This is a genomic window from Gluconobacter sp. P1C6_b (genome assembly GCF_018811945.1).
Lineage (GTDB): Bacteria > Pseudomonadota > Alphaproteobacteria > Acetobacterales > Acetobacteraceae > Gluconobacter.
The window spans coordinates 1-25,384 of the sequence record NZ_JACRVU010000005.1 but is presented as its reverse complement, the minus strand read 5'-3'; the positions used below and the strand labels follow the sequence as shown (position 1 = coordinate 25,384).

Here is a 25,384-nt window from a genome sequence, read left to right as displayed (position 1 = left end):
CCATGGGAATGAACGTCGGAGGAGGCGGCGGTGACGACGAGGTGGTGTCGGCAATCAACACCACCCCCCTCGTCGACGTCATGCTGGTGCTGCTGATCATCTTTCTGATCACCATCCCCGTCGCCACGCATACGGTGAAGGTCAAGCTGCCGGTTGATGCCAATCAGCCGACGCAGACCAAGCCGGGCAATGTTGTCCTGGCCGTGAATGCGAACGGTCAGGTGTTCTGGGACACGACACTTGTCCCGAACCACACCGAACTTCTGAACCGCCTCGTCGAGGCGGCAAAGAAAAAGCCGCAGCCGCAGATCCAGATCCGCGGTGACCAGGCTGCCAAGTATCTGGCAGTCGGCCAGGTGGTTGCAACCTGCCAGGAAGCAGGGATCGCCCACGTGGACTTCATTACCGAGCAGCCTCACTCGAACTGAGGTCGTGTCGGGCCGTTTTGAACGAAGCGGCCCGTTCCTGCTTTCACGTCACCCTTTTGGAGAACCGCCGTCATGGGCATGAGCGTCGGATCTGACAGCACGCACGAAGACGAAGGCATTGTCGATATCAACACCACGCCGTTGATCGACGTGATGCTGGTGCTGCTGATCATGCTGATCATCACCATCCCGCTTCAGACACACTCGGTGGCGATCGATCTGCCTCAGGGCAATCCTCCCCCATCGACCGAACAACCCAAGCTCGTGACCGTCAGCATCGGCTACGACAACAGCATTTCCTGGAACAACGAGCCGATCACGTCCGAGGCCGCTCTTCAGGCCCATTTCGAAGCTGCCGCAGCAATGCCGGACCAGCCTGAAATGCATATCCATCCCGATCGTCTTGCCGACTACAAGACGGTGGCCCATGTTATGGCGGATGCACAGCGTCTCGGCATGACCAAGCTTGGAATTGTCGGTCTGGATCAGTTCATGGAAGGACAGTAATTCGTGTCTTTGTCCCTTTACCGCCGTCTGAGCGCCCGTAATTTCCTGCTGGCCGGTGTCTTTGGTATCGCCGCGCTTGCCGGCTCCGCCCATGCCGACGATGTCCTCGGTCAGGCCGTTGGCAAGGATCTGCAGCAGGCCCAGAGTGCTCTGGCCTCCAAGAATTATGCCAAGGCGATGGACGCCGTTGACGCCGCAGACGCGGTCAAGGGCAAGACCGATTACGAAGCCTACACTACGGCCCAGATGCGTGCGGCCATCGCCGCGCAGTCCGGCAACACCGATGCTGCCATCAAGGCCTATGATGTCCTGATCAACAGCTCGCGTACGCCGAAGGCTACCAAGGGTCAGATGCTGATGGCGCAGGCCACCATGGCCTACAGCGCCAAGCAGTACGCCCGCGCGATCCCGGCGACCGAGCGTTATCTGAAGGAATACGGCGCTGATCCGCGCATGCAGACGATGCTGATCCAGTGCTACTACCTGCAGCAGGACTGGAAAGGCACGGCCAAGGCTGCACAGGAACAGGTCGATGCTACGATCAAGGCTGGCAAGGTTCCGGCCGAGAACCAGCTTCAGATGCTGGCAACGGCTTATACAAACCTGAAGGACGCGGATGCCAAGACGCATGCCTATGTCCTGCTGGCCAAGTACTATTCCAAGCCTGACTACTGGTCGATGCTGATCCATGATCTGGTGGCAAACCCCAACCTTTCGCCCCCGCTCGTTTTCTACGTCGAGCGTTTGCGTCTGGCGACCGGTGTGCTCAAGGATCCGTCCGACTATCAGGATATGGGTGAACGCGCAGTCCAGATGGGGCTGCCCCAGCTGGCGCTCAACCTGCTGAACCAGGGTTATGCCAATCATTCGCTTGGTAATGGTCCGACCGCAGCGGCTGACGCGAAGTTTCATGCCTTTGTGGCCCAGCAGGCTGCAACGAACCGGAGCCAGCTCGCATCTGCCGTTACGCAGGCCGCTTCTGCTCCGAACGCAGGCCCGGCTCTGACCGCTGGTTACAATCAGGTGCTGAACGGGCAGGTTGATGCCGGTCTGGCTCTGATGAAGACGGGTCTGGGCAAAAACCCGCGTTATCCCGATCTGGCTCAGGTCGAATACGGCATGGCGCAGATGGATGGTGGACAGAAGGCCGAAGCCATCAAGACCTTTGCTTCCGTGCAGGGTAATGGCCCGGCCAAAGACGTTGCTGAACTCTGGTCGTTGCTGCTGTCGCGTCCCACAAAGTAAGATACTCGTCTTGGAAGTACAAAAAAGCCGGGGTTCTGCCCCGGCTTTTTTGTGTTCAGAACGGCAGGATCGCGTCCATGACCTGCTGGCCATAGCGGGGCGTCTGAAGCTGCGTGAGAGTTCCGCGGCCACCATAGGAAATTCGGGCTTCCGCCATCCGGTCATGCGTCACGGTATTGTCCGCAGTGATATCCTGCGGCCGGACGATGCCGCTGACCCCCAGTTCACGCAACTCGCTGTTCACCCGGACTTCCTGCTTTCCCATCACAACGAAGTTGCCGTTGGGCAGGACCTGAGTGATCGTTCCTGCCAGACGCAGGGTTACGGTCTCGTTGCGGGTGATTTTGCCGGTGGCGCCGGAATCGCTGCTGCTGGCGGTGCTCAGGCTGTCCGCTCCGGTGATGGCGCTGATGACCTTGCCCTTGATTCCGAACAGATTGGGAATGCCGAATTTCTCGTCAGCGGTGCGGTCGGCAGTTGTTCCGTTGTTGAAGGCGGCGTTGTCGGTGATATCCACAATGATCGTGACCAGATCACCAACCTGCGACGCCCGCTGATCCTTGAAGAACGCCTTGCTCCCCGAACGCCAGAGGCTCGCTGCCTCGTCGGGGGGCGCCTGAAGCGGCGGCATTGGCATGGTGACGGGCCGGTAGGCATTGGCCAGCGTGGGATCGGTAATGGATGTCATGCGGGGAGGCCGCCCGATCTCCGACATCTGCGCGAGGGAATTGCAGGCTGACAGGACCGGCAGAAGCCCGAGCAGCCCCAGAGTGCGAACAGAATATCGAAGAGCGTGCCGCATGGGAAAGTTGAGATCCGTCAGTTCCGTATGATCCCAAGCAAACACGACAACGGTAAAAAACCTGTTAAGACGTCGTCATTCCGGCGCATTGAAAAGACTCGGACTTCGCCTGCATCTGGCTGGAAGGCTGTTTGAGCGTGACGGCGCCCGCTTGACCCTTGCCCTGTCGGAGGATGTGGCCGAAAACAGCGTGGCGTGGGCCGACATTCCTGATGGCCCGGGCCCATCCTGTCTGGAGAATGCCCCATGCCAATCGTTTCAGCTTCTTTCCCTGCGGATACGTTCTCCGCATTTCGGTCCTGAAATGGGACTGCGGATTCTGCTGACCGGCGGGCAGGGATTCGTCGGGCAGCACCTCAAGGCGCGTCTGAAAGACCGCATTCCCGGGCATGTCTTGCTTGAAGACCCGATGGACATCCGGGACCGCGCCGCCGTCGAACGGTTCGTGAAAGACGAAAAGCCCGACGCCTGCCTGCATCTGGCCGCCGTATCCTCGGTTGCCCGCGCGAAAGCGGAGAATGCTGAGGCCTGGACCGTTAATCTCGATGGAACGCTCATCCTGGCCGAAACCTTCGAGACCCACGCTCCCCACGCCAGTTTCGTGTTTGTCTCGACAGCCGAGATTTACGGCGCCAGCTTTTCCTCGGGGCAGCCGCTCGACGAGTCCGCTGTCATTGCGCCGGTTAATGCTTATGCGTCCAGCAAAGCCGCGGCGGATCTGGCGATCGGAAACCTGAGTCAGGAAGGGCTGCATGGTCTGCGTCTGCGTTCCTTTACCCAGACTGGAACCGCGCAGGACGAAGAAGCCATTCTGCCGTTTCTCGCGGCACAGGTCGCCCGGATCGAGGCGGGACAGCAGGCCCCGGCTATTACCGTGGGTTACCCGGATGCCGGTTTTGACATAACCGACGTTCGCGATGCCTGTGACGCCTATATTGATGCGCTCGCTCTTCCCCAGCCTCTGCCGAACGGAACGGCTCTGAACATCTGTTCCGGCATAACCCGAAGCGTGCGGTCCATGGCGCGTGATCTGCTGGAAGTTGCCGGGATTTCCGCATCCCTGGAGGTCGATGCCACGATCCCGTGTCCTTCCGGCCTGCCGTCCATGCAGGGCAATCCCGTCGCCGCCCGTCACGCACTGGGCTGGGCGCCGCGTATTCCGTGGCATGAAACCCTGGTCACGGTTCTCAATGACTGGCGTTACCGGATCAGGCCATAAGGTCCTGCTCTCGAGATCGTCAGATGCTGGACAGCGCCTGAGCGCGTTGTCATTCTTTCCGCAGAACCGGCAACCGGAGTGCGTATAGTGACAGACCCCAATGATACCGAAATCGCGGTGCTCGCCCGTGCGAATGGCCTGACCATTCCTGCCGAATTTCACGCCGGCGTACGGAGCAACCTTGAGCTTTTGCGCAGCTACGGCGCGCTGATCGAAGGGCTGGATCTGCCAGATCGCCTCGAACCTGCCTTCCGGTATGAACCATGAGCGGCCTTCAGCAGCGCACTCTCGCGCTCGCGGCCAGTGTGCGCAAAGGCGAGATTTCCGCCCGCGACCTGACCGTAAAGACCCTGGCCGATATCGAGGCACGGGACAAAGACTATAATTGCGTCACGCGCCTGCTGATGCATCGTGCGCTGGAAGCTGCCGAGCGGGTTGATCGCCTAGTGCTGCAGGGGCAGGATCCGGGGCCGCTCGCCGGAGTGCCCTTTGGCATCAAGGATCTGTTCGATGTCCGTGGGGAAATTACGACGGCCGGGTCGAAGGTTCTCGCCAATGACCCGCCAGCCACGCAGGATGCAACGCTTGTTGCTCACATGATCGCGGCCGGGGCCATCCCCATTGCGCTGACGAACATGGACGAGTTTGCCTACGGGTTCGCCACGATCAACGCCCATTACGGTAATACCCGCAATCCGCATGCTCCCGAGCGTCTGGCCGGCGGGTCGTCAGGTGGTTCGGCAGCGGGTGTGGCGGCGCGCATGTTCTCTATCGGTCTTGGGTCCGATACGAACGGCTCCATCCGCGTTCCGGCATCGCTCTGTGGGATCTGGGGTCTGCGGGCGACACAGGGGCGTCTGTCCGTTGAAGGCAGTTATCCGTTCGTGCCGAGCCTCGATACGGTTGGTCCGTTTGCCGATAGTGCAGGCGGCCTGAAAGCCTGTTTTGAAGCCCTCTGCGCCAGATCTCTGGCGGACGTGGATGTGGGCAGTCTGCGCATTGCCCGTCTGGGCGGATGGTTCGGAGAGAACATGTCTGCGCCGATGCAGACCGCGATCGATACGCTCTCCATGGCGCTGGGAGCCACGGATGTCGTCGAACTCCCGGAAGTGGCGCGGGCGCGGGCTGCGGCTTTCGTCATCAGCGCCTCCGAAGGGGCGGGGCAGCATCTCGGACGTCTGCGCACCCAGGCTGCAGACTATGATCCCGCTGTCCGGGATCGGCTTCTGGCCGGGGCTCTTCTGCCGTCCACGCTGATCTTTCAGGCCCATCGTCTGCGTCACTGGTTCCGTGATCGCATGCACGAGGCTTTTGCGAAGACGGAGATCCTGCTCGCTCCAGCTCTTGTCGGCGAGGCGCCACGTTTCGATCAGCCGGAAATCGAAATCGGCGGCAAGATGGTCTCTGCCCGTGCCAATCTGGGGCTTTACACGCAACCCCTGACGCTTGCGGGTTTCCCGGTTCTGACGGTCCCGATGAAGGTTGCGGGTCTGCCGCTCGGTGCCCAGCTGATCGCGCGTCCGGGGCGTGAGGACCAGCTTTTTGCCTTGGCGGAAAAGCTGGAAACGGACGGGCTGGTAGAAGCCCGTCTGATCTGATTAGCGATCCAGCGCCTCGGCCATTTTCGTGTGGTCGAGGCGCCTTTCCCATGCGGCGATCAGAACCGGGGCGACGCAGTTTCCTGCGAAATTGCCCACGGCCCGTGCGATTCCCGCAAACCAATCCACGGCCAGAAGCATCACCAGACTTGCGGGTGGAATGGAGGGCACGCTCGCCAGCGTTGCCGCCAGAATGACGATAGCAAAACCTGGAATGCCGTGTGCGCCCTTGGACGTGATCAGCGCTGTCACCAGTAGTGTTGCGATCTGCCAGAGTGTCAGATGCGTGTCGGTGGCATTGGCCAGAAAGATGACCGCCAGCCCCAGATAGATCGACAGCGCATCCAGATTGAGCGAATACCCGGCCGGGACCACAATCCCCACGACCTGACGTTCCACACCGAGTTTTTCGAGCTTGGTCATCAGACTGGGCAGAACCGCGTCCGATGCCGTGGTCGTGGCGACAATCAGGAGTTCTTCACGGAAATAACGCGCAAACCGCAGCGGACTGACGCCCGCCAGCCGAAGCCCCCCGCCCAGCGCGCCAACGATAAAGAGACCCACCAGCAGGAAATACAGCGCTGTGAAGCCGGCCAGATGCCCGATGGTCTCCAGCCCATAGCGCGCCGTTGTCGTCACCATCGCGCCGAACACGCCCAGAGGGGCCACGCGGATGATGACGCCCATCATGCGCGAAAACAGTTCGGAGACACTTTCGATCAGCCGGACCAGAGGTGCGCCGCGCTCCCCCATGCCGCTCAGGCAGCACCCCGCAAAAATCGCGAAAACCAGGATTTGAAGCACATTCCCCTGTGTGAAGGCCTCTGCCGGTGTCCGGGGGATGAGGGAGAGGAGGAATCCGCTGATGCCCCCGGCCCGCAGGTTCTGTGCATGGTCGCCATAGGAGGCGATCATCCGGGCGTCCTCTGCCGTCGGTACAAATCCGACGCCTTGACCGATCCCGAGCCCCATCGCCACCAGAACCGCCACGCCAAGCGCGAGCGTCGTCATGATCTCGAAATAGAGCAGGGCCTGTCCCCCCAGTCGCCCGACCGTTTTCAGCGATCCGGCGCCGAGGATCCCGAGCGTTACGATACAGAACAGCAGCGGCCCGACCGCCATGATGATGAGGCGCATGAACAGCGCCGTCATCCATCCCACATCATCCGCGAGAGCCGGGAAGAACAGCCCGGCTCCAAGGCCGAGCACCGTCGCCAGTACAACCTGCGCGAACAGGTTTCCGGCCAGAGCTCTCACCACGCGGCAACGGCTCCGTCACTGCGAGGATCGGTGGCACCCTCAAGCCGTCCGTTTTCGTGGCGGATCAGCGCGCCTGCATGACCCATGATGATGGACTGCTCAGACAGTGCCTCGACGGTATGCCCGGCTGACTCAAGCTGCGACATGACGCCCGGACTGAATCCCGGTTCCACCTTGAACGACAGGCTTTCGTCTCCCCAGGTCCGCCCGAGCAGCCAGCGTGGACGACAGATGGCTTCCTGAAGCGGCACGCCATAGCGGACATGCCGGCTGAAGATCGCGGCTTGTGTCTGGGGCTGGCCTTCGCCGCCCATGGTGCCATAGACCATCGTGCGCCCGTCCCGCAGCCGGGCCGCAGCGGGGTTGAGCGTATGGAACGGTTTGGCGCCGGGGCGCAGGATGTTCCAGCCCGAATGAGCCAGCCGGAAGGATGATCCGCGGTTCTGCCAGAACAGCCCGCTCTGCGGCAGCATTACGCCGGAGCCGAATTCGAAATACAGGCTCTGGATCATGCTGACTGCAACGCCTTCACGGTCGATCGCACCCATCCACGTCGTGTCGCCCCATTGCGTTTTCTCGGTCCAGGGCAGGGCGTGGGTCATGGAAATGCGGGACGCCATCGCTTCCAGTCGTGCCGGATCGGCCAGCAGTTCCCGGGCCAGTGCCTCGGAGTGTTCGCTGCCATCCGTATGGCGGTTGCGGTAGAGGAATGCCTGCTTGGTCGCTTCAACCAGACCATGCACATGCGCAAAGCTTTCCGGCCCGTCCGCACGACTGAGATGATCCGACAGAGCCAGAATCAGAAGCGAGGCCACACCCTGTGTGGGAGGGGCGGTGTTGTAAAGAAAGCCATCGCTCGTCTGGACGTGCAGCGGTTCCTTGACCTCAGCCCGATGCGCCAGAAGATCCAGAGACCGGACCGGACTGCCTGCCGCGGCAAGATCGGCGGCCAGACTGCGCGCCAGCGGCCCGTTATAAAAACTCCGCAACCCGTCCCGGTTCAGCATCCTCAGCGTCTGGGCCAGTTCGGGCGATTTGCGGATACTGCCCGCTGTCCAAGGCTTGCCGTCGGGAAAACAGATCCGCGCCAGCGTCGGATCCGACATCAGCTCCGGCTGTTTTTGCGCCAGAAGTGCTCCTTCGCTTTCGGAGACTACACGCCCGTTTTCCGCATAATGGATGGCGTCGCGCAGCAGCCGGTCTAGTGGCAGGGGATCACGGATCCCGCTGCTCAGTTCCAGTGCCGTTTCCCAGCCCGAAACCGTTCCTGCCACCGTGTTGGCCGCCAGACCGCCGCGCCAGGGGATGGTGGTGTGTCCGGCCTCGGCATAGAACGCGTGTTCCGCTCCCATGGCCAGTGCTCCGCAGGCGTCGATGGCCACGGTCCGGCCATCGGGGTAGCAGATCAGCCAGAACGCATCGCCGCCCAGCCCCGTCATGTGCGGATAAACCACTGCCAGCGTAGAGGCTGTAGCCACGACCGCCTCAATCGCCGTTCCCCCCTCACGCAGAACATCCAGCCCTGCCTGACTGGCGAGATGATGCGGAGACGTAACCATTCCGCCTAAGGCATTGGGAGTCAGCATGACGGGGGCATCCTTACAGGGGCAGGAGATCGGGTTGCAGGCGGGGGATATGGGCGCAGAGCGTACGGATCAGCAGTTCTTCCGGGCCCTGCGCGGTCTGATGACGGGTTGAGGCGATGAACTCCACCTGCGGCATTTCCGGCAGCAATCCCGGGGCACAATGAGGCAGATGTTCCGCATTGCGCAGGAACGCCGGTTGCGGGGTCACACCATATCCGGCGCGCACAGCCGCCAGAAGCGCACCGAGACTGCCGCTGGTAAAGGCCAGATGCCACGCCCGCCCGGCTTTGTTGAGCGTCTCGATCGCCAGGCGTCGGGTGACGCTGCCATCGGGGAATGTCACGAGCGGAATGGACTGCTCCGCCGGAAATTTTGTTCCCGCGGGCGCGTACCAGCGCATGTCCTCGGTCCAGAGTTTCTGTCCGCGAGTCTCCGTCGTGCGCCGCATCCCGCACCAGACGTCCAGCTCCCCCTGATCCAGCAGCCGGGCCAGATATGCTGACAGACCGACCGTCATGGTGATCTGAAGCGACGGATGGGAGGCGCGGAATGTTCCGAGAATTTCAGGGAACCGCGTCAGAAGCAGGTCTTCCGTCACACCCAGCCGGATCGTTCCGCGGGGTGTTTCCTGACGGAAACGGGAGAGAATACTGTCCTCGCACTGAAGAAGCTGCCGGGCCAGACCGATCAGCGCCATGCCATCTTCCGTCAGCCGGACGCTCTTGGTGCTGCGGGCCAGAAGGCGCGTGCCAAGCTGCTCCTCCAGCCGGCTGACATGCTGGCTGATGGTGGACTGGCTCACCCCCTGGCTCTGCGCGGCGGATGTGAAATGCAGCGTCTCCGCGACGGCGAGAAAGGATTGCAGATGGAACGGATCGAGATGCATCTGATCTTTCATGCCAATATGTGGTACCATATTTATTGGCAGGTCAACTTGATCTGCTTCCGTTATGAGCGCAAAGTTTCCCTTCCTTGACACCTCCCGGACAGGAGCCCCCATGACAGCCCACGGAGCCCGCGCCGTCGAGCGGTGCCGTATTCTCGCGGATGTCCCGTTCAGCGAGACACCGGGCAGTCTGTTCCGTTTCTGGCTCGGCCCCGCCTATCAGCGGACCCTCGCACAGGTCGCGCAGTGGATGGAAGAAGCCGGTCTGACCACCCGTCTGGACGCGGCCGGGAGCCTGATTGGACGCTATGAGGGCCTGATGCCCGGCGCTCCGGCGCTGATGATCGGCTCCCATCTCGATACTGTCCGCAATGGGGGTGCCTTCGACGGGAATCTGGGCGTCATGCTGGGAATCGAGCTTGTTTCGGCCCTGCATGAAGAAGGCACGCGCCTGCCATTCGCCATCGAAGTCATGGGCTTCGGGGATGAGGAAGGCTCGCGTTTTGCGGCACCCATGATCTGCTCCCGTGCCATGGCCGGGCTGATCGAGTCCATTCCTGAAAATATGACGGATGCGTCGGGTGTGACCATGGCCGACGCCATGATCCGTTACGGTCTCGATCCTGCCTGTCTGACAGATGCCGCCCGCCGCCCGGATGAGCTGATCGCCTATATTGAACCCCATATCGAGCAGGGGCCCGCCATCGAAAGCATGGATGGCGAGATCGGCGTCGTCACCGCCATCGCTGCCCAGACCCGTCAGCGCGTCACCATCAGCGGCCAGTCCGACCATGCTGGCACGACTCCCATGAGCATGCGTCAGGACGCCTTGGCGGCAGCGGCCGAAATGATCCTGGCTGTCGAACGGAATGGTGCCTCAGGCGGCGCCACGCAGGTCGCTACCGTTGGTCAGATCGACGTTGCGCCAAACACGTCAAACGTCATCCCTGGCGAAGTCCGTTTCTCACTGGATATGCGGGCCGAAACCAACGAAGCCCGCGATACCATGGCCGAAGCGATCCGCACCGATTTGCAGGCCATTGCGGCCCGGCGCGGTCTGGGGATCTCGTTCGACCCGCCCCAGCATCTGCCTGCCGCCGCCTGCGCACCTGAACTGGTGGAAGGTCTGGCGCGGGCCGTCACGAGCGTCACCGGTCGCCCGGCCCAGCGCCTTCTAAGCGGCGCCGGTCACGACGCCATGGCCATGGTCGATCTGTGCCCGATGGGGATGCTGTTCATTCGCAGTCCCGGCGGCCTGAGCCATCATCCCGATGAAACCGTCCGCGTGGGAGATGTCGATCTCGCCCACCGCGCGCTGCTTGCCTTCGTCAAGGAGTTCCAGTCATGACCCATCCCGCAACTTTTGCCCAGCTCGATCCGCCGTCCCGTCTGCTGATGGGGGCGGGGCCGACCAACGTCCACCCGCGCATCCTCCGCGCCATGTCCTATGACGTGATCGGACAGATGGACCCGGAAATGACCGCCTATATGGATGAGGTCATGGCCCTGTATCGCGAGGTCTTCCGCACGAAGAACCACTGGACGCTGCTGGTGAACGGTTCTGCCCGTTCGGCCATTGAAGCCGCGCTGGTGTCACTGGTCTCGCCGGGCATGAAGGTCGTCATTCCGCGCTTTGGCCGCTTTGGCCTGCTGCTGACGGAAATCGTCCATCGCTGCGGCGGTATCCCCTGCACGGTGGATGTGGACTGGGGGCAGGTCGTCGATCCGGCGCTTATCGAAGCTGCCATTATCGAGCACCAGCCCGGTCTGGTCGCCTGTGTTCATGGCGATACCTCCACCACCACGGCCCAGCCTCTGGAAGAGATCGGTCGCATCTGCCGCAAACATGACGTGCTGTTCTATGTAGATGCCACAGCCACGCTCGGCGGCATGACGTTCGAGACCGATGCCTGGAACATAGACGTCGCCACGGCCGGTCTTCAGAAATGTCTGAATGGTCCTCCGGGCTCCGCGCCCATTACGCTGTCAGACCGTGCCGTTGCCGCGATTCTCAAGCGCCGCCATGACGAAGCCGGGATCGCCACCGGCCAGCAGCAGGGCGATGGCCCGGTCATTCAGTCGAACTATTTCGATCTGGCGATGCTGATGAATTACTGGTCTCCGGCGCGGATGAACCATCATACCGAAGCCACGTCCATGCTCTACGCTGCTCGTGAAACGGCGCGTCTGGTCGTGGAAGAGGGTGTGGAAGCCCGTGTTGCCCGTCATGTGAGGGCAGGGCGCGCCATGGTCGCCGGCCTGCGCGCCATGGGCCTGAAGGTTTATGGCGACGACACAACCCGCATGAACAATGTCACGGGCGTCTGGGTTCCGGAAGGTGTGGACAATGCCCGCATCCGACAGCTCATGCGAGACGATTTCGGGATCGAGATCGTCTCATCCTTCGGTCCGCTGACCGGCAAGATCTGGCGCATCGGCGCAATGGGCGTCAATGCCCGCAAGGACAAGGTCCTGCTGACGCTCGCCGCTCTCGACTCCGTGCTGGCCAGCGAAGGCGTAACACTCAACCGCGGCGCAGGCGTGGATGCCGCCCGCGCTGCCTGGGACGCAGCCTGATTGGTCTTCGGGCCGGAAACCTATTCTTTCGGATGATTCTTCCGGCCCGAACCGCTTTTCTTCCCGCCGCCGTCTTCCTTGTTGACAGTAGCCCAGGCCCGGCGTTCGGCTTCCTTCTCCGGGACGCCACGTTTTTCGTAGCCTGCCTCGATATGCTCGGCCTGACGCTTCTGCTTGTCCGTATAGGCTGACTTGTCTCCACGAGGCATGATCCTGCCCTCCTGTATGAGATCCAGCTCCCTCTACGCCCGAACCCGATCTGCGTTTCCGACAATTCGCCATACACAAACGGGTGTGCGGGGTTGATCCGAATTCCCCATGGCGCGAGCATTCCGGCATAGATTTCCGGCTGGAGAGCACGCAGAATGTCGATCGTCTTCCATCACACGCCCGAACGCGCGAAGGTCTGGAGCGAGAAGTTCGCGAAGGCTCGTCCCGATATCCCGCTCCATATCTGGCCGGAAACCGGTCCGAAAGAGAATGTGCGCTATCTCGCGGCCTGGAAGACGCCGGACGATCTCGCCACGCTTTTTCCCAATCTTGAGGTCCTGTTTTCGCTGGGCGCGGGGATCGACCAGCTCAATCTCGCCAATGTGCCGCCGGGCGTGCAGATCATCCGTATGGTGGAGAGCAGTCTGGTGGAGGGTATGGTCGAATATGTCCTGTGGGCGGTGCTGTCTTTTCACCGTGACATGTTCCGCTATGCCCGCCAGCAGCGCGAGCATGTCTGGGATGGCTCGCATAACCGTCCGGCGAAACTCTATCGCGTCGGCCTCATGGGGATGGGAGAGCTAGGGAGTCCGGTTCTGGAGAAGCTCGTCTCCTTTGGCTATGAATGCCGGGGCTGGAGCCGCAGTCGCCGCGAGGTTCCGGGCGTAAAGTCCTTTGCCGGGGCAGGGGAGCTGGACGATTTCCTCGCGGAAACCGACATTCTCGTCTGTCTCGTCCCCCTGACGGACGCCACGCGCGGCATTCTCAATCGCAGCCTGTTTGAAAAACTGCCCAGAGGTGCCTGCCTCATCAACTGTGGTCGCGGTGGCCATCTCGTGCAGGATGATCTGATTCCCGCCCTCGACAGCGGCCAGCTTTCACAGGCTGTCCTCGACGTCGCCACACCCGAACCGCTGCCGCCGGAACATCCGTTCTGGGATCATCCGCGCATTTTCCTGACCCCGCATATCGCCAGCGCTGCCCAGTCTGACACTGCAGCCGAGGCCGTTCTTGCCAATCTGCGGCGCTATGAAGCCGGTGAACCCATGAGCGGCGTGATTGATACCGGACGCGGCTATTGAGATACCGACACGGTTTGTGCATTTTCCGGCTTGCCAAGCCTCAAGGGCTCGGTTAGAACGCGCCCACCTTGATGGGTGCGCCGGTGTAGCTCAGCTGGTAGAGCACGTCATTCGTAATGATGGGGTCGGGAGTTCGAATCTCTTCACCGGCACCATCAAGGTCTTCCGAAAATCCGGATCAGAGACGCCTTTCTCCTGTCATGCAGGCAGAGAGATTGTCTGATACGCGGATTTCCGGATCTTCACAATTTTTCAAAATATTGCCGATAAAACCGGCTTCCTCTGGGCAATCCGGCTGAGATGGGACTACGATGAGTCCCGATATCCCGATGCGGAGGGCTGCCCGAAGAGGGCGGACTGTCAAAAGACGGCTCCCTGCGTTAGGTTAGGAGCCCGATGTCTGACCGTTTTCATAAACGACTGTGGCGCAACGCCGTCAGCTTTTCCCGCAGTCAGGAGCCCCACGCATCCATCCACGCGGTGGAAGGTCTGCGTGAATGCCCGACCTGCGGTCTCTTCCAGCACGTTCCGCGCCTGAAACCCGGACATCTCGCCGAATGTCTGCGCTGCGGCTGTCAGCTTGCCCGACGACGCCGGACATCCCTGATCGGTGCCCCGGCCGCTTTCTGCATTACGTCCGCCGCGCTCTACGTCACGCTCCTCATCAGTTCGCTCATGACGCTGAACGTGTACGGACGTGAAAACACGGTCTCACTGATGAGCGGCCCGATCGAACTCGGCCATCAGGGCTATGGCGCGATCGGCGTTCTCGTCGCCCTGGTGACGATCATCATGCCCGGCGTCATCATCGGTTTGATGGCGGCCATTCTCTACGGCGCCTCACGCCCTCAGATGCCTGACTGGACTCCGCGTCTTCTCACCTGGTACGACCGCCTGCGTGGCTGGTCGATGGTGGAGGTGTATGTCCTCGGCGTTCTGGTGGCCTACACCAAGCTCGTGGACCTCGCCCTCGTCATCCTTCAGCCCGGCGTCTATCTGCTGGGTGGCCTGATGCTGAGCATGGCCGCCGTGGATTCGACCTTCGACGCCGAACGGATCTGGCGCAGCCGCGACATCCGCCCCCAGCTCGACGACCATCAGGGCCATCTGCTGGATGTTGCCCATCTGGACGCCCGTAATGGCGTCATTCCCCCAGTGGAGAACATGCTGTCCTGCCACGCCTGCAATCTGGTCATGGCCTTCGACCATACCGTGCCGCAGGAACAGGATATGGGGGACTGCCCGCGCTGCGGGCAGATCCTGCGCCGCCGCAAGCCGCAGAGCCTTGCCTCGGCCACATCTCTTCTCGTAGCCAGCGTCGTCTTCTACCTGCCGGCCAACCTGCTGCCGGTCATGACCTACACCAAGGTCGGTCATGGTGCGCCCAGCACCATCATCAGCGGCGTGATCGAGCTGTGGCAGGCGGGAATGATCCCGCTGTCCCTGCTGGTGCTGTTTGCCAGTATCACGGTGCCCGTCCTCAAGATCGTCGCCCTGACGATCATGATCATCAGCACCCGCCTCGGAGGCCGCTGGCAGCTCAGGCATCTGGCGAAACTCTACCGTCTCGTCGTCATCATCGGCCGCTGGTCCATGATCGACGTCTTCATGATTTCCATCCTCGTTGCTGTTGTGCATTTCGGTTTTCTGGCCAATGTCACGGCCGATCCGGGGATGGTCTGCTTTGCCCTGGTCGTGATCCTGACCATTTTCGCCGCAGAGCTTTTCGATCCCCGCGGCATGTGGGATGCAGCCGGCCTCAATGGCGCGGTCGCAGGCCCCGCAGCGGACACCAGGGAGCCCGAGACGTCTTCTCCGGCCGATCCTGTGCCGCACCTGCCTTCTTCTGACCCTACTGATATGGAGCCTGGACGCGCGTGAGCGATTCCCGAAACAACCGGGGGGAGCCAACGGTCTCGCCGAAGGAAGCCCCGGTGCGCCGCACCCGCTTCTCCCTCATTCTGCTGATTCCGGTGGTGGCCATTCTCATCGCCGGATGGCTGGCGTGGGAGCATTTTGCCACGCGTGGTCCCGTCATCACCATCACGTTCGAAACGGCGGATGGTCTGACTCCAGGCCAGACGCAGGTGAAGAACAAGGCTGTGACGCTGGGTACGGTGCAGGACATCACGCTGAGTGATGACATGAAACATGTCGACGTCACGGTGCAGATGAACGCCAACAGCGCGCATATCCTGACCGACCATACCCGGTTCTGGGTTGTGCGTCCGCGGATCAACGGCGCCAGCATCACCGGCCTCGATACATTGTTCTCCGGCGCCTATATCGCCCTGGATCCGGGAAGCGACGACGGCCACTACCAGAAGTTCTTCAAGGGACTCGAATCGCCGCCAGGTGTCCGTTCGGACCAGCCGGGTGAGACGTTCTGGTTGGTCTCTCCGTCGCTGGGCTCGCTCGGTCCGGGGTCGCCGGTCTTTTTCCGCGACCTTCAGGTGGGTGAGGTGCTGGGCTACACGATGCCGCCAGGCGGGAAGGGGCCCATCGTCATCCAGGCTTTCGTCAAGGAACCTTATGACCACTATCTGCGCACGGACAGCCGTTTCTGGAACGTCTCCGGTGTTCAGGTCGGCCTCGGTGCCGGTGGTCTGAAAGTCCAGCTCAAATCGCTTCAGGCCCTGTTTTCGGGCGGCATTGCCTTTGGTCTGCCGGAGCGCCGCCGCAACATCGATCTGCCCGATGCGCCAGCCAATTCCGTCTTCAAGCTTTATGCCAGCGAAGCCGATGCCGACAATGCGCGCTACCATAAGCGTCTGCGCGTCGTGACCTACATCAACTCCTCCGTCAAAGGCCTTACGAACGGCAGTCAGGTCACCATGTTCGGCCTGCAGATCGGTACTGTCACCGATGTCCGTCTCCTTCTCGAAGGCCCCACGAAGCTTCCCCGTGTCCGCGTGGACATGGAGCTTGAGCCGGAGCGTATGCTGTCCAACTGGGATGACCGGATCGAGAACAGCAAGGAGCCGCCCGTCGAGAAGTATCTCCAGGCCTTTGTGGCTGATGGAATGCGCGCCTCGGTTCAGAGCGCCAGCTTCCTGACCGGCGAATCCATGATTGCCCTGCAATTCGTCAAGAACGCCCCTGTCACGACCCTGACTTATGAAGGCGACGTTGCTGTTCTCCCCAGTCAGGCTGGCGGAATGGACGGAATCATGGAGTCCGTCTCCACCATTACCGACAAGATTGCGGCAATGCCGCTGACCGAAATCGGTGGTCATGTGAACGATCTTCTGGCGCATGCGGATGGCCGTCTGAACAGTCCGGAAGTCACGCAGTCTCTCGCAGCGCTGCGCGATTCGCTACAGAATCTGAGCAGGCTGACGAAAACCGCCAACCAGAACCTGCCGGCGCTGATGAAGGGTCTGCAGGGCACGCTGGCGAACGCCCAGTCGGTTCTGGGGGCTTATGGCGGCGATACGGATTTCCACCGCAGCCTTCAGAACATGATCACCCAGCTGACCCAGATGTCCCGCTCCCTGCGGTTCCTCACGGATTATCTGGATCACCATCCTTCCGCTCTCATCACCGGCCGCAGGAACTGAGCCATGACACAGTCTTCGACGTCCCGCCTTCGTTTCCTGTCCCTGGTGGGGGCTCTGGGGCTGACGGGCCTCCTCTCGGCCTGCAGCAGCGATCCTACGCTCTATACGCTGGCCCCTCTGCCCGGTGTGTCCCAGGCGGGAGGTCCTGCCGTGGTCGAGGTCCGGACGCCTGTTGTGAGTGCGCGGCTTGATCGCGACACGATCGTGAAGGCCAGTGAGGATTACCAGACCAAGCTGGCTTCGGGCAGCAGTTGGAGTGAGGCGCTTCCCGATATGCTGGGCCATACGCTGATGACTGATCTGGCTCAGCGCCTGCCGGGTACGACCGTCTTCGCGCAGGATGATGCGGTCACGACGACACCTGCGGCCTATGTGGAATTGACCATCCGCAATTTCGAAGCCGATTCGGCCGGACACGCACTCGTGACGGGCATGCTGTCCGTTCATCCGGCCGGAAAGATGATTGGCCCTGTGATGACCACGCCTGTGGTGTGGCAGTCTCCAGAGTCCGTCGCGTCCAGCACCGCAAAGCTGACAGCGGCGCTCAGTCAGGGTGTTGCCAGCATTGCGGATCAGGCGGCCGCCAAACTGCGCGTTCTGCCGCCGCCTCTGAAGGACTGAGAAATATCAGGGTCACCAACAAAAAAGGCTCCCGAAAGGGAGCCTTTTTTGTTGGTAGAAGCAGGGTCTGAAAAAGACTTAGAGCTTCTCGACCTGTGTGAAGTCCAGATCCACCGGCGTGGAGCGGCCGAAGATGGAGACGCTGACCTTGAGGCGCTGACGCTCGTCGTCGACATCCTCGATCATGCCGGTGAAGGACGTGAACGGGCCATCGGCCACACGGACCTGCTCGCCGATCTCGAAGGACAGGCTGGAACGGGGACGCTCAACGCCTTCCTGTGCCTGCTTCATGATGCGGTCGGCTTCGGCTGCCGTAATGGGGGTCGGACGGTTGCGGGTTCCGAGGAAGCCCGTGACCTTGGGGGTATCCTTGACGAGATGCCAGGCCTCGTCCGTCAGTTCCATCTTGACGAGAACGTAGCCCGGGAAAAATTTGCGCTCTGCGTTGACCTTACGGCCGCGGCGCATTTCCGTCACGTCTTCGGAGGGAACAAGGATCTGTTCGAAATGGTCGGAAAGGCCCTTCTGTGCAGCCTGTTCCTGAATGTGACTCGCGATCTTCTTCTCGAAACCGGAATAGACGTGAACAACGTACCAACGCTTCGCCATGGTGCGAACCTAGCCTCCAACGCCAAAAAGTTCGCGGACGCCTAGGCCGATCACCTGGTCCACGATGAAGAAGAAGATGCAGGTCACGGTAACCATGACCAGCACGGCACCTGACGTGATCAGGGTATTGCGACGGGTCGGCCACGTGACACGCTTCGCTTCGGCGCGCACGTCACGGACGTAGGCCACCAGATTGAAGCCGGATCCGCTTTTTTGAGGCGCCGTTTTCCGCGACTCGTCTTTCGGGGTACTGACCGACACCATCGTCCTCGAATCAAGTGAAAAACCCGCTCCCGGTGTCGGGAAGGACATCCGGCGAGAAGGAGTGGCAGGGGCGGAGGGTCTCGAACTCTCAACCTCCGGTTTTGGAGACCGGCGCTCTAGCCAATTGAGCTACACCCCTATCATCGGGCAGGACGTCTTGAAACGTCATGCCAGCGACAGTGGCCGCAAAAGAGAATGTTCAGGACTAAAAGTCAAGGGGCCTGAACATCTTTGTTGTGGAATTTCCATTTTGGATTTTCCCCTCTTGCGGGTGTGGGAGCAGATGGAGTAAGGACACTCCCATCTGAGCGGGCGTAGCATAGTGGTAATGCAGTAGCCTTCCAAGCTTCTTAGGAGGGTTCGATTCCCTTCGCCCGCTCCAGATTTCCTTAAAATCGATATTGCCTGCCTTACTGTCCCTGACAGGGTACGTGTGATGGCGTCGCTTCTCCGAACTGGAGAATCTGCAGGGCGACAGCGGCATCGCCGACATTTCCTGACTGATGACCTTTCGGATCGGTGCCGTGAGCCACCGGAGCCACATCCTCACTAAGCAGGACATCGCCCGGATTCAGCTCCACGCTGGTCCCGTCCATCGCTTTGACGAAATAGATTCCCGACAGTGGCACAATCCACTGAACCTGATGGCTTTCGTTCCATCCGCCTTTCCAGTGCGGGGGCTGAACCCGTATCGTCACCGTTGCCGGTCCGTCATGGGGAGTGCTGAGCATGACCTTGTCTCCGGCCGGCGTGATCAAATCCTCATGGAATGTCGACATCTTGCACTTGGTCAGATGCGTGACACCCTGCGGATCAGTCCAGTTGTCCCAGTAGGAAATGGTCGGGAAGGACGGTTTGTCCTCGACAGGGGTCGCTTGGGCCGCCGTGGTCAGGGCCGGGGCAGGAAGGGCGGGGACGGACAGGGCGCCCAGCAGGAAAAAGAGGCGCTTCTGGATGGTCATCGGGTTTCCGTGGCTGTTTGGAGAGAGTGTGTTGGACGGGAGTAAAGAACCCCCGAAAAATCACTGTGGAACCCCCGTCATGCCAGTCCGGCAGGGGAAAACGCAAACCTTCGTCCGACTGGCAGCCGGATGAAAGGGGATTTGCGTATCGTCTCGGTTGCGCAGGAACCGGACAGCGTGCTAGAGGCGGCGCCAAGTGGAGGACCGGGTTTCAGACGAATCCTGCGCAGGAACGTGTATGCCCGGTCCGGACAGTTTTGATGCAAGGAACCGGATAAGCCGGTTCCGGCCGCACTCTGCGGCGGATTTAGTGAGACGGAACACGCGTGTGACGGTGACACAGGTGCCGCAGGTTGGACATACAGGGGGCTTGGCCCAGCGCTATGCCCGTGCGCTTTATGATCTCGCTTCGGAGCAGGGAAATCTTTCTAACGTTCTGGGTGAAGTGAAGGCGCTGCGTGCCGCCATTGCTGAAAGCGACGATCTGCGGAAATTCCTGGCTGATGCCCGGATGGATATCCGTCAGGGCCGGACGGTTTCGAGCGTCCTGATGTCGAAGCTCGGTTTCGGTGACGTCCTGCGCCGTTTTGTCGGCGTCATTGCCGATAATCGCCGTCTGCCTGATCTTGCATCCATTCTGGACGGTGTTCTGGCGCTTGATTTTGCCCTGCGTGGTGAAGTCGTCGCCGAGGTCCGCTCCGCACAGCCTCTGACCGACATGCAGCGTAGCCAGCTTCAGGCCCGTCTGGCCGAAGCCGGTTACAGCCGCGTGTCCATGACCGAACGCACGGACGCCGCCCTTCTTGGCGGCATGACCGTACGGATCGGTTCCACACTGTTTGATACTTCGATCGCCGGGCGCCTGACCCGCCTGCAGAACGCCATGAAGGGAGCCGCGTGATGGATATCCGTCCCGCTGAGATTTCGGACATCCTCAAGCAGCAGATCGCGTCGTTCGACCAGGTCGAGACCGTTTCCGAGACGGGCACGGTCCTGTCCATCGGCGACGGCATCGCCCGCGTCTACGGCCTGACGAACGTCATGGCCGGTGAAATGGTCGAGTTCGAAGGCGCAGGCCTCAAGGGCATGGCGCTGAACCTCGAAGCCGACAATGTCGGTGTGGTTCTGTTCGGTGACGGCGACAGCATCCGCGAGGGCGACACCGTCCTGCGTACGAAGTCCGTGGTCGAAGTTCCGGTTGGCAAGGGCCTGCTGGGACGCGTGGTTGACGGTCTGGGTAACCCGATCGACGGCCGTGGCCCGCTGGCGGATGTCGAATACCGTCGCGCCGAAGTGAAGGCTCCGGGGATCATGCCGCGCCAGTCGGTCAGCGAGCCGATGCAGACGGGCATCAAGGCCATCGATGCGCTCGTTCCTATCGGACGTGGCCAGCGTGAGCTGATCATCGGTGACCGCCAGACGGGCAAGACCGCCATCCTGATCGACACCATCGTCGCCCAGAAGCCGGTCAATGCTGAAGGTGATCCGAAGAAGTCCCTGTATTGCATCTACGTTGCCATCGGCCAGAAGCGCTCCACGGTCGCAAACCTGGTCCGTACGCTGACCGAGCATGGCGCAATGGAATACTCCATTGTTGTCGCCGCTACGGCGTCCGATGCTGCTCCGATGCAGTATCTCGCACCGTATACGGCCTGCGCAATGGGTGAGTATTTCCGCGACAACGGCATGCACGCCCTCGTCTGCTATGACGATCTGTCCAAGCAGGCCGTGGCCTACCGCCAGATGTCCCTGCTGCTGCGTCGTCCGCCGGCACGTGAAGCATTCCCTGGTGACGTGTTCTACCTGCACTCCCGTCTGCTGGAGCGTGCGGCCAAGATGTCCGACGCCAATGGCGGCGGCTCTCTGACGGCCCTGCCGGTCATCGAGACGCAGGCTGGCGATACCGCAGCTTACATCCCGACCAACGTGATCTCCATCACCGACGGTCAGATCTTCCTTGAGACGGATCTGTTCTACAAGGGTATCCGCCCGGCCGTGAACGTGGGTGGTTCGGTGTCCCGTGTAGGCTCCGCAGCCCAGATCAAGGCGATGAAGCAGGTTGCCGGCAAGATCAAGCTGGAGCTGGCCCAGTACCGTGAAATGGCTGCGTTCTCGCAGTTCGCTTCCGACCTGGACGCAGCCACCCGCAAGCAGCTGGATCGTGGTGCCCGTCTGGTCGAGCTGCTGAAGCAGCCCGAAACGTCGCCGCTGCCCGTCGAAGAGCAGGTTGTTGTCCTGTATGCCGGTACGCGCGGTTACGTGGATCCGATCGCCGTGGATAAGGTTGTGGCCTATGAAGCCGCTCTCCTGTCCGAACTGCGCGGTGCGGGTTCTGATATCCTGACGGCCATCCGTAATGACCGCCAGATCAAGCCGGAGACGGAAGGCAAGCTCAAGGAGCTGCTCGAAGCATTCGGCAAGCGCTTTTCGGCCTGAGGATAGCCCATGGCTTCGCTGAAGGAACTGCGCGGACGGATCACGGGCGTCAAGTCGACGCGCAAGATTACGAACGCGATGAAAATGGTCGCAGCCTCCAAGCTGCGACGTGCCCAGATGCAGGCCGAAGCGGCCCGTCCCTATGCCGACGCCATGCGTCGCATGATGGCGGAGCTGGCGACGGCGACCCGTGGTGAGGATGCAGCCAGTCTGCCGCGCCTTCTCGCGGGAACGGGCAAGGACCAGACCCATCTCGTGGTGGTGCTGACTTCTGACCGTGGCCTTGCTGGCGGCTTCAACGCCAATATCGTCCGCAGTGCCCGTCAGCTGGTCGACACGCTTGTCTCTGAAGGCAAGACGGTCCGCATCCTGCCGGTTGGCCGCAAGGGTGCCGACATTCTCGTGCGTCACTATCCGGAGATGATCTCTGATCGTCTGACGGGCAGTGAGGGCAAGGATGTGGGTTTCGACAAGGCCACCGATATCGGAAGCCGGATCGCTGCCATGCTGGACGCGGGCGAAATCGACCGCTGCACGCTGGTCTATAACCGCTTCCTCAACGCCATGACGCAGGTTCCGGTCCAGGCGCCTCTGGTTCCGCTTTCGGTTCCCGAGAACGACAATGCCGCACCTGATGCCGATACGGCGCAGTACGAATTCGAGCCCGACGAGGCAACACTCCTGACGCAGCTTCTGCCGCGCAACCTGCAGGTCCAGATTTTCTCGGCCATGCTGGAAAGCGCTGCCGGAGAGCAGGGTGCGCGGATGACCGCGATGGACAATGCCAGCCGCAATGCAAGCAAGGCCATCGACCGTCTGTCGCAGAAGTACAACCGCACGCGTCAGGCCAACATCACCAACGATCTGATCGAAATCATCTCCGGCGCAGAAGCCGTTTGAGATCACGCAGGAGACGAATTTGATGTCTGAAACCCTTACCCCTTCTGCCGGAGCTGCCAACAACGTGGTCGGTCGTGTCACCCAGGTGCGCGGACCGGTCGTGGACGTGCAGTTCGAAGGCGATCTTCCCTTCATCCTGAACGCCCTGCACGTCCAGAACGGCGATCACACGCTTGTTCTGGAAGTGGCTCAGGAAATCGGCGAACGTCAGGTCCGCTGCATTGCCATGGACACGACCGATGGTCTGGTTCGCGGCACTGAAGTCCGTGATACGGGCAAGCAGATCATGGTGCCGGTTGGCCCCGCAACGCTCGGTCGTATCCTGAACGTCGTGGGCGAGCCCATCGACGAGCGTGGCCCGATCAGCAGCGAACTGCGCTTCCCGATTCATCGCCCGGCTCCGTCCTTCGAAGAGCAGGCGGCTGCATCCGAGATCCTCGTGACCGGCATCAAGGTCGTTGATCTGCTCTGCCCGTACCTCAAGGGCGGTAAGATCGGTCTGTTCGGTGGTGCCGGTGTCGGCAAGACGGTCATCATCCAGGAGCTTATCAACAACATCGCGAAGGCCCACGGTGGCGTGTCCGTTTTCGCAGGTGTCGGTGAGCGTACTCGTGAAGGTAACGACCTGTATTTCGAAATGCAGGACGCAGGCGTCATCAAGATCGCCGAAGACGGCTCGACCGAGGGTTCCAAGGTTGCGCTGGTTTACGGTCAGATGAACGAGCCGCCGGGAGCCCGTTCGCGCGTTGCCCTGACGGGTCTGTCGCTTGCCGAATACTTCCGTGACGAAGAAGGTCAGGACGTCCTGTTCTTCGTGGATAACATCTTCCGCTTCACACAGGCTGGTTCCGAAGTATCCGCGCTTCTGGGTCGTATCCCCTCTGCAGTGGGTTATCAGCCGACGCTGGCCACCGAGATGGGTGCCCTGCAGGAGCGTATTACCTCCACGAAGAAGGGTTCCATCACGTCCGTTCAGGCCGTGTACGTCCCGGCTGACGATCTGACCGATCCGGCTCCGGCTGCAACCTTCGCGCATCTTGATGCTACGACGGTTCTGAACCGTTCGATCGCTGAAATGGGCATCTATCCGGCTGTGGATCCGCTGGATTCCACGTCCCGTTCGCTCGATCCGAAGATCGTTGGTGAAGAGCACTACCAGGTCGCCCGTCAGGTCCAGCAGACGCTCCAGACCTACAAGGGCCTGCAGGACATTATCGCGATCCTCGGCATGGACGAACTGTCCGAAGACGACAAGAAGATCGTTGGCCGCGCCCGTCGCATCCAGCGCTTCCTGTCGCAGCCGTTCCATGTGGCCGAAGTCTTCACGGGCGCACCGGGCAAGCTGGTCTCGCTGGAAGACACCATCCGTTCCTTCAAGGCTGTCGTGGCCGGTGAGTACGATCACCTGCCGGAAGGTGCCTTCTACATGGTCGGTGACATCGACGAGGCCATTGCGAAGGCCGAGAAGATGAAGCAGGAGGCCTGATCCGATGCCGCTTCGCATCGAGATCGTCAGCCCGGAAAAGCGCCTTGTCGAACGTGAAGTCGACATGGCCGTGGTCCCGGGCATGGAGGGCGATATTGCAGCCATGCCGGACCGCGCACCGCTGATGCTTCAGCTGCGGGGCGGCGTTGTGGCCCTTTATCAGGGTGACAAGATCGTGGACCGTTACTTCGTGACGGGCGGCTTCGCCGATATGGGCGCGGATCACTGCACCATTCTTGCCGACTCTGCGCAGCTTATGAGTGAGCTGTCTGTGGATGAGGCGAAGAGCCGCCTGCGTGACCTGGAAAGTCGTTGGGCCGAGATCGGTCCGAATGACGTGGACATGCACGACCAGATTAGTCGCGAACTGCAGTCGGTTCGCGCGGAGCTGGAAGCCGTTCAGGAACACGGTCCGGCCTGATCCGATTTTTCAGACCAAATTTGAAAAACCCGCTTCATCGCAAGGTGAAGCGGGTTTTTCTTTGCCATTTTTCCAAAACTCTTCATTCGCAGGCATGCGCGGTTGCCTGAAATGACGTCATGTCTAACCATCAAGCGTATTATCTGGGTGTGATCAGGAGGTTTGGCGAGATGAGGGCGCCTGCTGCCTCATACTCAGAAGCCTTATGGCTTCGCTCCAGTGTCTACCCCGGAGCAGGAGAGGACTTTCCCAAAGAGCGCTATGTAAGGCGTTAGGCGCTATAACGCGTGCTTCTGGCTGCCCAACAGACGGTAAGTGAACGCCAGACTGGGAAATTCAAAGAAAACGTCAGGGAAAAGCGCCTTTTTGGTGCTTTTTTCTGGTTTTTATTATTTCGTATTTGGAATGGGTAATGGGGATAAGTGTGATTTGTGAGGGATTGCAGGGGGTTAGGAATGTGGACAAGTGTGAGTCTGATTCTGTTTGACACTCTGGTGAGCTCCCCGTATAAGCCCGTTCACCGACGCGGCGGGGCTCACTTCTGAGGGGCTCTGGGGCGGCGGGGATGATGGTCTTTGAAAATTGAATATGGAATTGGAAGGGATATGTTGGCGGCGTTTTGGTGCTGGTGATCTGGGATTAAGTTCCTGGGTCTGAGTATCGGGACGTTGGATGATGTATCTTTTAGATGCTTCGAAAAGCCTGACGTTTTTTGATATTTGGGT

At 61.0% G+C, this 25,384-nt stretch carries 25 protein-coding genes and 3 tRNA genes; 19 read left to right on the top strand and 9 right to left on the bottom strand.

What is annotated here, in order from left to right:
* Nucleotides 1-2: 2 nt before the first annotated feature.
* The 3 genes from KP701_RS05425 (at nt 3) to KP701_RS05415 (ending at nt 2,180) form a co-directional block, all read left to right on the top strand.
* Nucleotides 3-428: a biopolymer transporter ExbD gene (locus tag KP701_RS05425; protein WP_011252841.1), complete on the top strand. Its 426-nt coding sequence runs from the start codon at nt 3-5 to the stop codon at nt 426-428.
* A 72-nt stretch (nt 429-500) separates the two neighbouring features.
* Nucleotides 501-935, top strand: coding sequence for a biopolymer transporter ExbD (locus tag KP701_RS05420; RefSeq protein WP_011252842.1), 435 nt, complete (start codon nt 501-503; stop codon nt 933-935).
* 3 nt (nt 936-938) lie between these two features.
* On the top strand, nt 939-2,180 hold the full coding sequence (locus KP701_RS05415; protein WP_215746227.1) for a tetratricopeptide repeat protein: 1,242 nt from the start codon (nt 939-941) through the stop codon (nt 2,178-2,180).
* A 55-nt stretch (nt 2,181-2,235) separates the two neighbouring features.
* On the opposite strand, the gene flgH is transcribed toward KP701_RS05415, so the two are convergent.
* Nucleotides 2,236-2,982: a flagellar basal body L-ring protein FlgH gene (gene flgH, locus KP701_RS05410; RefSeq protein WP_215746226.1), complete on the bottom strand. Its 747-nt coding sequence runs from the start codon at nt 2,980-2,982 to the stop codon at nt 2,236-2,238.
* Between the two features lie 310 nt (nt 2,983-3,292).
* On the opposite strand from flgH, the gene KP701_RS05405 reads away from it, so the two are divergent.
* The 3 genes from KP701_RS05405 (at nt 3,293) to KP701_RS05395 (ending at nt 5,799) form a co-directional block, all read left to right on the top strand.
* Nucleotides 3,293-4,201, top strand: coding sequence for an NAD-dependent epimerase/dehydratase family protein (locus KP701_RS05405; protein ID WP_215746333.1), 909 nt, complete (start codon nt 3,293-3,295; stop codon nt 4,199-4,201).
* Between the two features lie 87 nt (nt 4,202-4,288).
* Nucleotides 4,289-4,468, top strand: a complete 180-nt coding sequence (locus tag KP701_RS05400; protein ID WP_215746225.1) for a DUF4089 domain-containing protein — start codon at nt 4,289-4,291, stop codon at nt 4,466-4,468.
* Nucleotides 4,465-5,799 (top strand): AtzE family amidohydrolase, encoded by a 1,335-nt coding sequence (locus KP701_RS05395; protein ID WP_215746224.1) that lies wholly within the window; start codon nt 4,465-4,467, stop codon nt 5,797-5,799. The genes KP701_RS05400 and KP701_RS05395 overlap by 4 nt, the downstream gene beginning before the upstream one ends.
* On the opposite strand, the gene KP701_RS05390 is transcribed toward KP701_RS05395, so the two are convergent.
* Genes KP701_RS05390 through KP701_RS05380 form a run of 3 tightly spaced genes read right to left on the bottom strand, consistent with a single transcriptional unit; the run spans nt 5,800 to nt 9,543 of the window.
* Nucleotides 5,800-7,059 carry a cation:dicarboxylate symporter family transporter gene (locus KP701_RS05390; protein WP_215746223.1) on the bottom strand — a complete coding sequence of 420 codons (1,260 nt, stop codon included), beginning with the start codon at nt 7,057-7,059 and terminating at the stop codon, nt 5,800-5,802.
* Nucleotides 7,053-8,645, bottom strand: coding sequence for a gamma-glutamyltransferase family protein (locus tag KP701_RS05385; protein ID WP_215746222.1), 1,593 nt, complete (start codon nt 8,643-8,645; stop codon nt 7,053-7,055). The genes KP701_RS05390 and KP701_RS05385 overlap by 7 nt, the downstream gene beginning before the upstream one ends.
* 13 nt (nt 8,646-8,658) lie before the next feature.
* On the bottom strand, nt 8,659-9,543 hold the full coding sequence (locus KP701_RS05380; protein WP_215746221.1) for a LysR family transcriptional regulator: 885 nt from the start codon (nt 9,541-9,543) through the stop codon (nt 8,659-8,661).
* A 100-nt stretch (nt 9,544-9,643) separates the two neighbouring features.
* On the opposite strand from KP701_RS05380, the gene KP701_RS05375 reads away from it, so the two are divergent.
* Together KP701_RS05375 and KP701_RS05370 are read left to right on the top strand one after the other, a co-directional pair.
* Complete coding sequence (locus KP701_RS05375; RefSeq protein ID WP_215746220.1) at nt 9,644-10,879, top strand: allantoate amidohydrolase; 1,236 nt, start codon at nt 9,644-9,646, stop codon at nt 10,877-10,879.
* The gene (locus tag KP701_RS05370) at nt 10,876-12,108 is read left to right on the top strand and encodes an alanine--glyoxylate aminotransferase family protein (RefSeq protein ID WP_215746219.1); all 1,233 of its coding nucleotides are present in this window, start codon (nt 10,876-10,878) and stop codon (nt 12,106-12,108) included. The genes KP701_RS05375 and KP701_RS05370 overlap by 4 nt, the downstream gene beginning before the upstream one ends.
* Before the next feature lie 20 nt (nt 12,109-12,128).
* Here KP701_RS05370 and KP701_RS05365 read toward each other — a convergent pair whose 3' ends face one another.
* Nucleotides 12,129-12,317, bottom strand: a complete 189-nt coding sequence (locus KP701_RS05365; protein ID WP_215746218.1) for a hypothetical protein — start codon at nt 12,315-12,317, stop codon at nt 12,129-12,131.
* A gap of 156 nt (nt 12,318-12,473) precedes the next feature.
* Between KP701_RS05365 and KP701_RS05360 the strand changes: the two genes are divergently transcribed.
* From KP701_RS05360 to KP701_RS05340, 5 genes are all read left to right on the top strand, one after another.
* A complete protein-coding gene (locus tag KP701_RS05360) occupies nt 12,474-13,400 on the top strand; it encodes a glyoxylate/hydroxypyruvate reductase A (RefSeq protein WP_215746217.1) in 927 nt (308 codons plus the stop codon).
* 79 nt (nt 13,401-13,479) lie between these two features.
* Nucleotides 13,480-13,555 (top strand) — tRNA-Thr (locus KP701_RS05355).
* 241 nt (nt 13,556-13,796) lie between these two features.
* The gene (locus KP701_RS05350; RefSeq protein WP_215746216.1) at nt 13,797-15,281 is read left to right on the top strand and encodes a paraquat-inducible protein A; all 1,485 of its coding nucleotides are present in this window, start codon (nt 13,797-13,799) and stop codon (nt 15,279-15,281) included.
* Entirely contained in the window at nt 15,278-16,960 is a 1,683-nt protein-coding gene (locus KP701_RS05345) for an intermembrane transport protein PqiB (protein ID WP_215746215.1), read from the top strand. Before KP701_RS05350 ends, KP701_RS05345 begins: the two co-directional genes overlap by 4 nt.
* Before the next feature lie 3 nt (nt 16,961-16,963).
* Nucleotides 16,964-17,581 carry a membrane integrity-associated transporter subunit PqiC gene (locus tag KP701_RS05340; RefSeq protein ID WP_215746214.1) on the top strand — a complete coding sequence of 206 codons (618 nt, stop codon included), beginning with the start codon at nt 16,964-16,966 and terminating at the stop codon, nt 17,579-17,581.
* A gap of 78 nt (nt 17,582-17,659) precedes the next feature.
* Here the strand turns inward: KP701_RS05340 and nusG are convergent, their stop codons facing one another.
* From nusG to KP701_RS05325, 3 genes are all read right to left on the bottom strand, one after another.
* A complete protein-coding gene (gene nusG / locus KP701_RS05335; protein ID WP_011252857.1) occupies nt 17,660-18,190 on the bottom strand; it encodes a transcription termination/antitermination protein NusG in 531 nt (176 codons plus the stop codon).
* A 9-nt stretch (nt 18,191-18,199) separates the two neighbouring features.
* On the bottom strand, nt 18,200-18,454 hold the full coding sequence (gene secE / locus KP701_RS05330) for a preprotein translocase subunit SecE (protein WP_024717048.1): 255 nt from the start codon (nt 18,452-18,454) through the stop codon (nt 18,200-18,202).
* A 62-nt stretch (nt 18,455-18,516) separates the two neighbouring features.
* Nucleotides 18,517-18,593: transfer RNA gene (locus tag KP701_RS05325), tRNA-Trp, on the bottom strand.
* Between the two features lie 169 nt (nt 18,594-18,762).
* Between KP701_RS05325 and KP701_RS05320 the strand changes: the two genes are divergently transcribed.
* Nucleotides 18,763-18,836: transfer RNA gene (locus KP701_RS05320), tRNA-Gly, on the top strand.
* A 28-nt stretch (nt 18,837-18,864) separates the two neighbouring features.
* Here the strand turns inward: KP701_RS05320 and KP701_RS05315 are convergent.
* Nucleotides 18,865-19,416, bottom strand: a complete 552-nt coding sequence (locus KP701_RS05315) for a hypothetical protein (protein ID WP_215746213.1) — start codon at nt 19,414-19,416, stop codon at nt 18,865-18,867.
* A gap of 328 nt (nt 19,417-19,744) precedes the next feature.
* On the opposite strand from KP701_RS05315, the gene atpH reads away from it, so the two are divergent.
* Genes atpH through atpC form a run of 5 tightly spaced genes read left to right on the top strand, consistent with a single transcriptional unit; the run spans nt 19,745 to nt 24,659 of the window.
* On the top strand, nt 19,745-20,317 hold the full coding sequence (atpH, locus tag KP701_RS05310; RefSeq protein ID WP_215746212.1) for an ATP synthase F1 subunit delta: 573 nt from the start codon (nt 19,745-19,747) through the stop codon (nt 20,315-20,317).
* Nucleotides 20,317-21,852, top strand: coding sequence for a F0F1 ATP synthase subunit alpha (atpA, locus tag KP701_RS05305; RefSeq protein WP_215746211.1), 1,536 nt, complete (start codon nt 20,317-20,319; stop codon nt 21,850-21,852). The genes atpH and atpA overlap by 1 nt, the downstream gene beginning before the upstream one ends.
* A 9-nt stretch (nt 21,853-21,861) precedes the next feature.
* Complete coding sequence (locus tag KP701_RS05300) at nt 21,862-22,752, top strand: F0F1 ATP synthase subunit gamma (protein ID WP_215746210.1); 891 nt, start codon at nt 21,862-21,864, stop codon at nt 22,750-22,752.
* Nucleotides 22,753-22,774: 22 nt separating this feature from the next.
* Nucleotides 22,775-24,238 (top strand): F0F1 ATP synthase subunit beta, encoded by a 1,464-nt coding sequence (atpD, locus tag KP701_RS05295; RefSeq protein WP_011252863.1) that lies wholly within the window; start codon nt 22,775-22,777, stop codon nt 24,236-24,238.
* 4 nt (nt 24,239-24,242) lie between these two features.
* Nucleotides 24,243-24,659 carry an ATP synthase F1 subunit epsilon gene (gene atpC / locus KP701_RS05290; protein WP_041111694.1) on the top strand — a complete coding sequence of 139 codons (417 nt, stop codon included), beginning with the start codon at nt 24,243-24,245 and terminating at the stop codon, nt 24,657-24,659.
* Nucleotides 24,660-25,384: the final 725 nt, after the last annotated feature.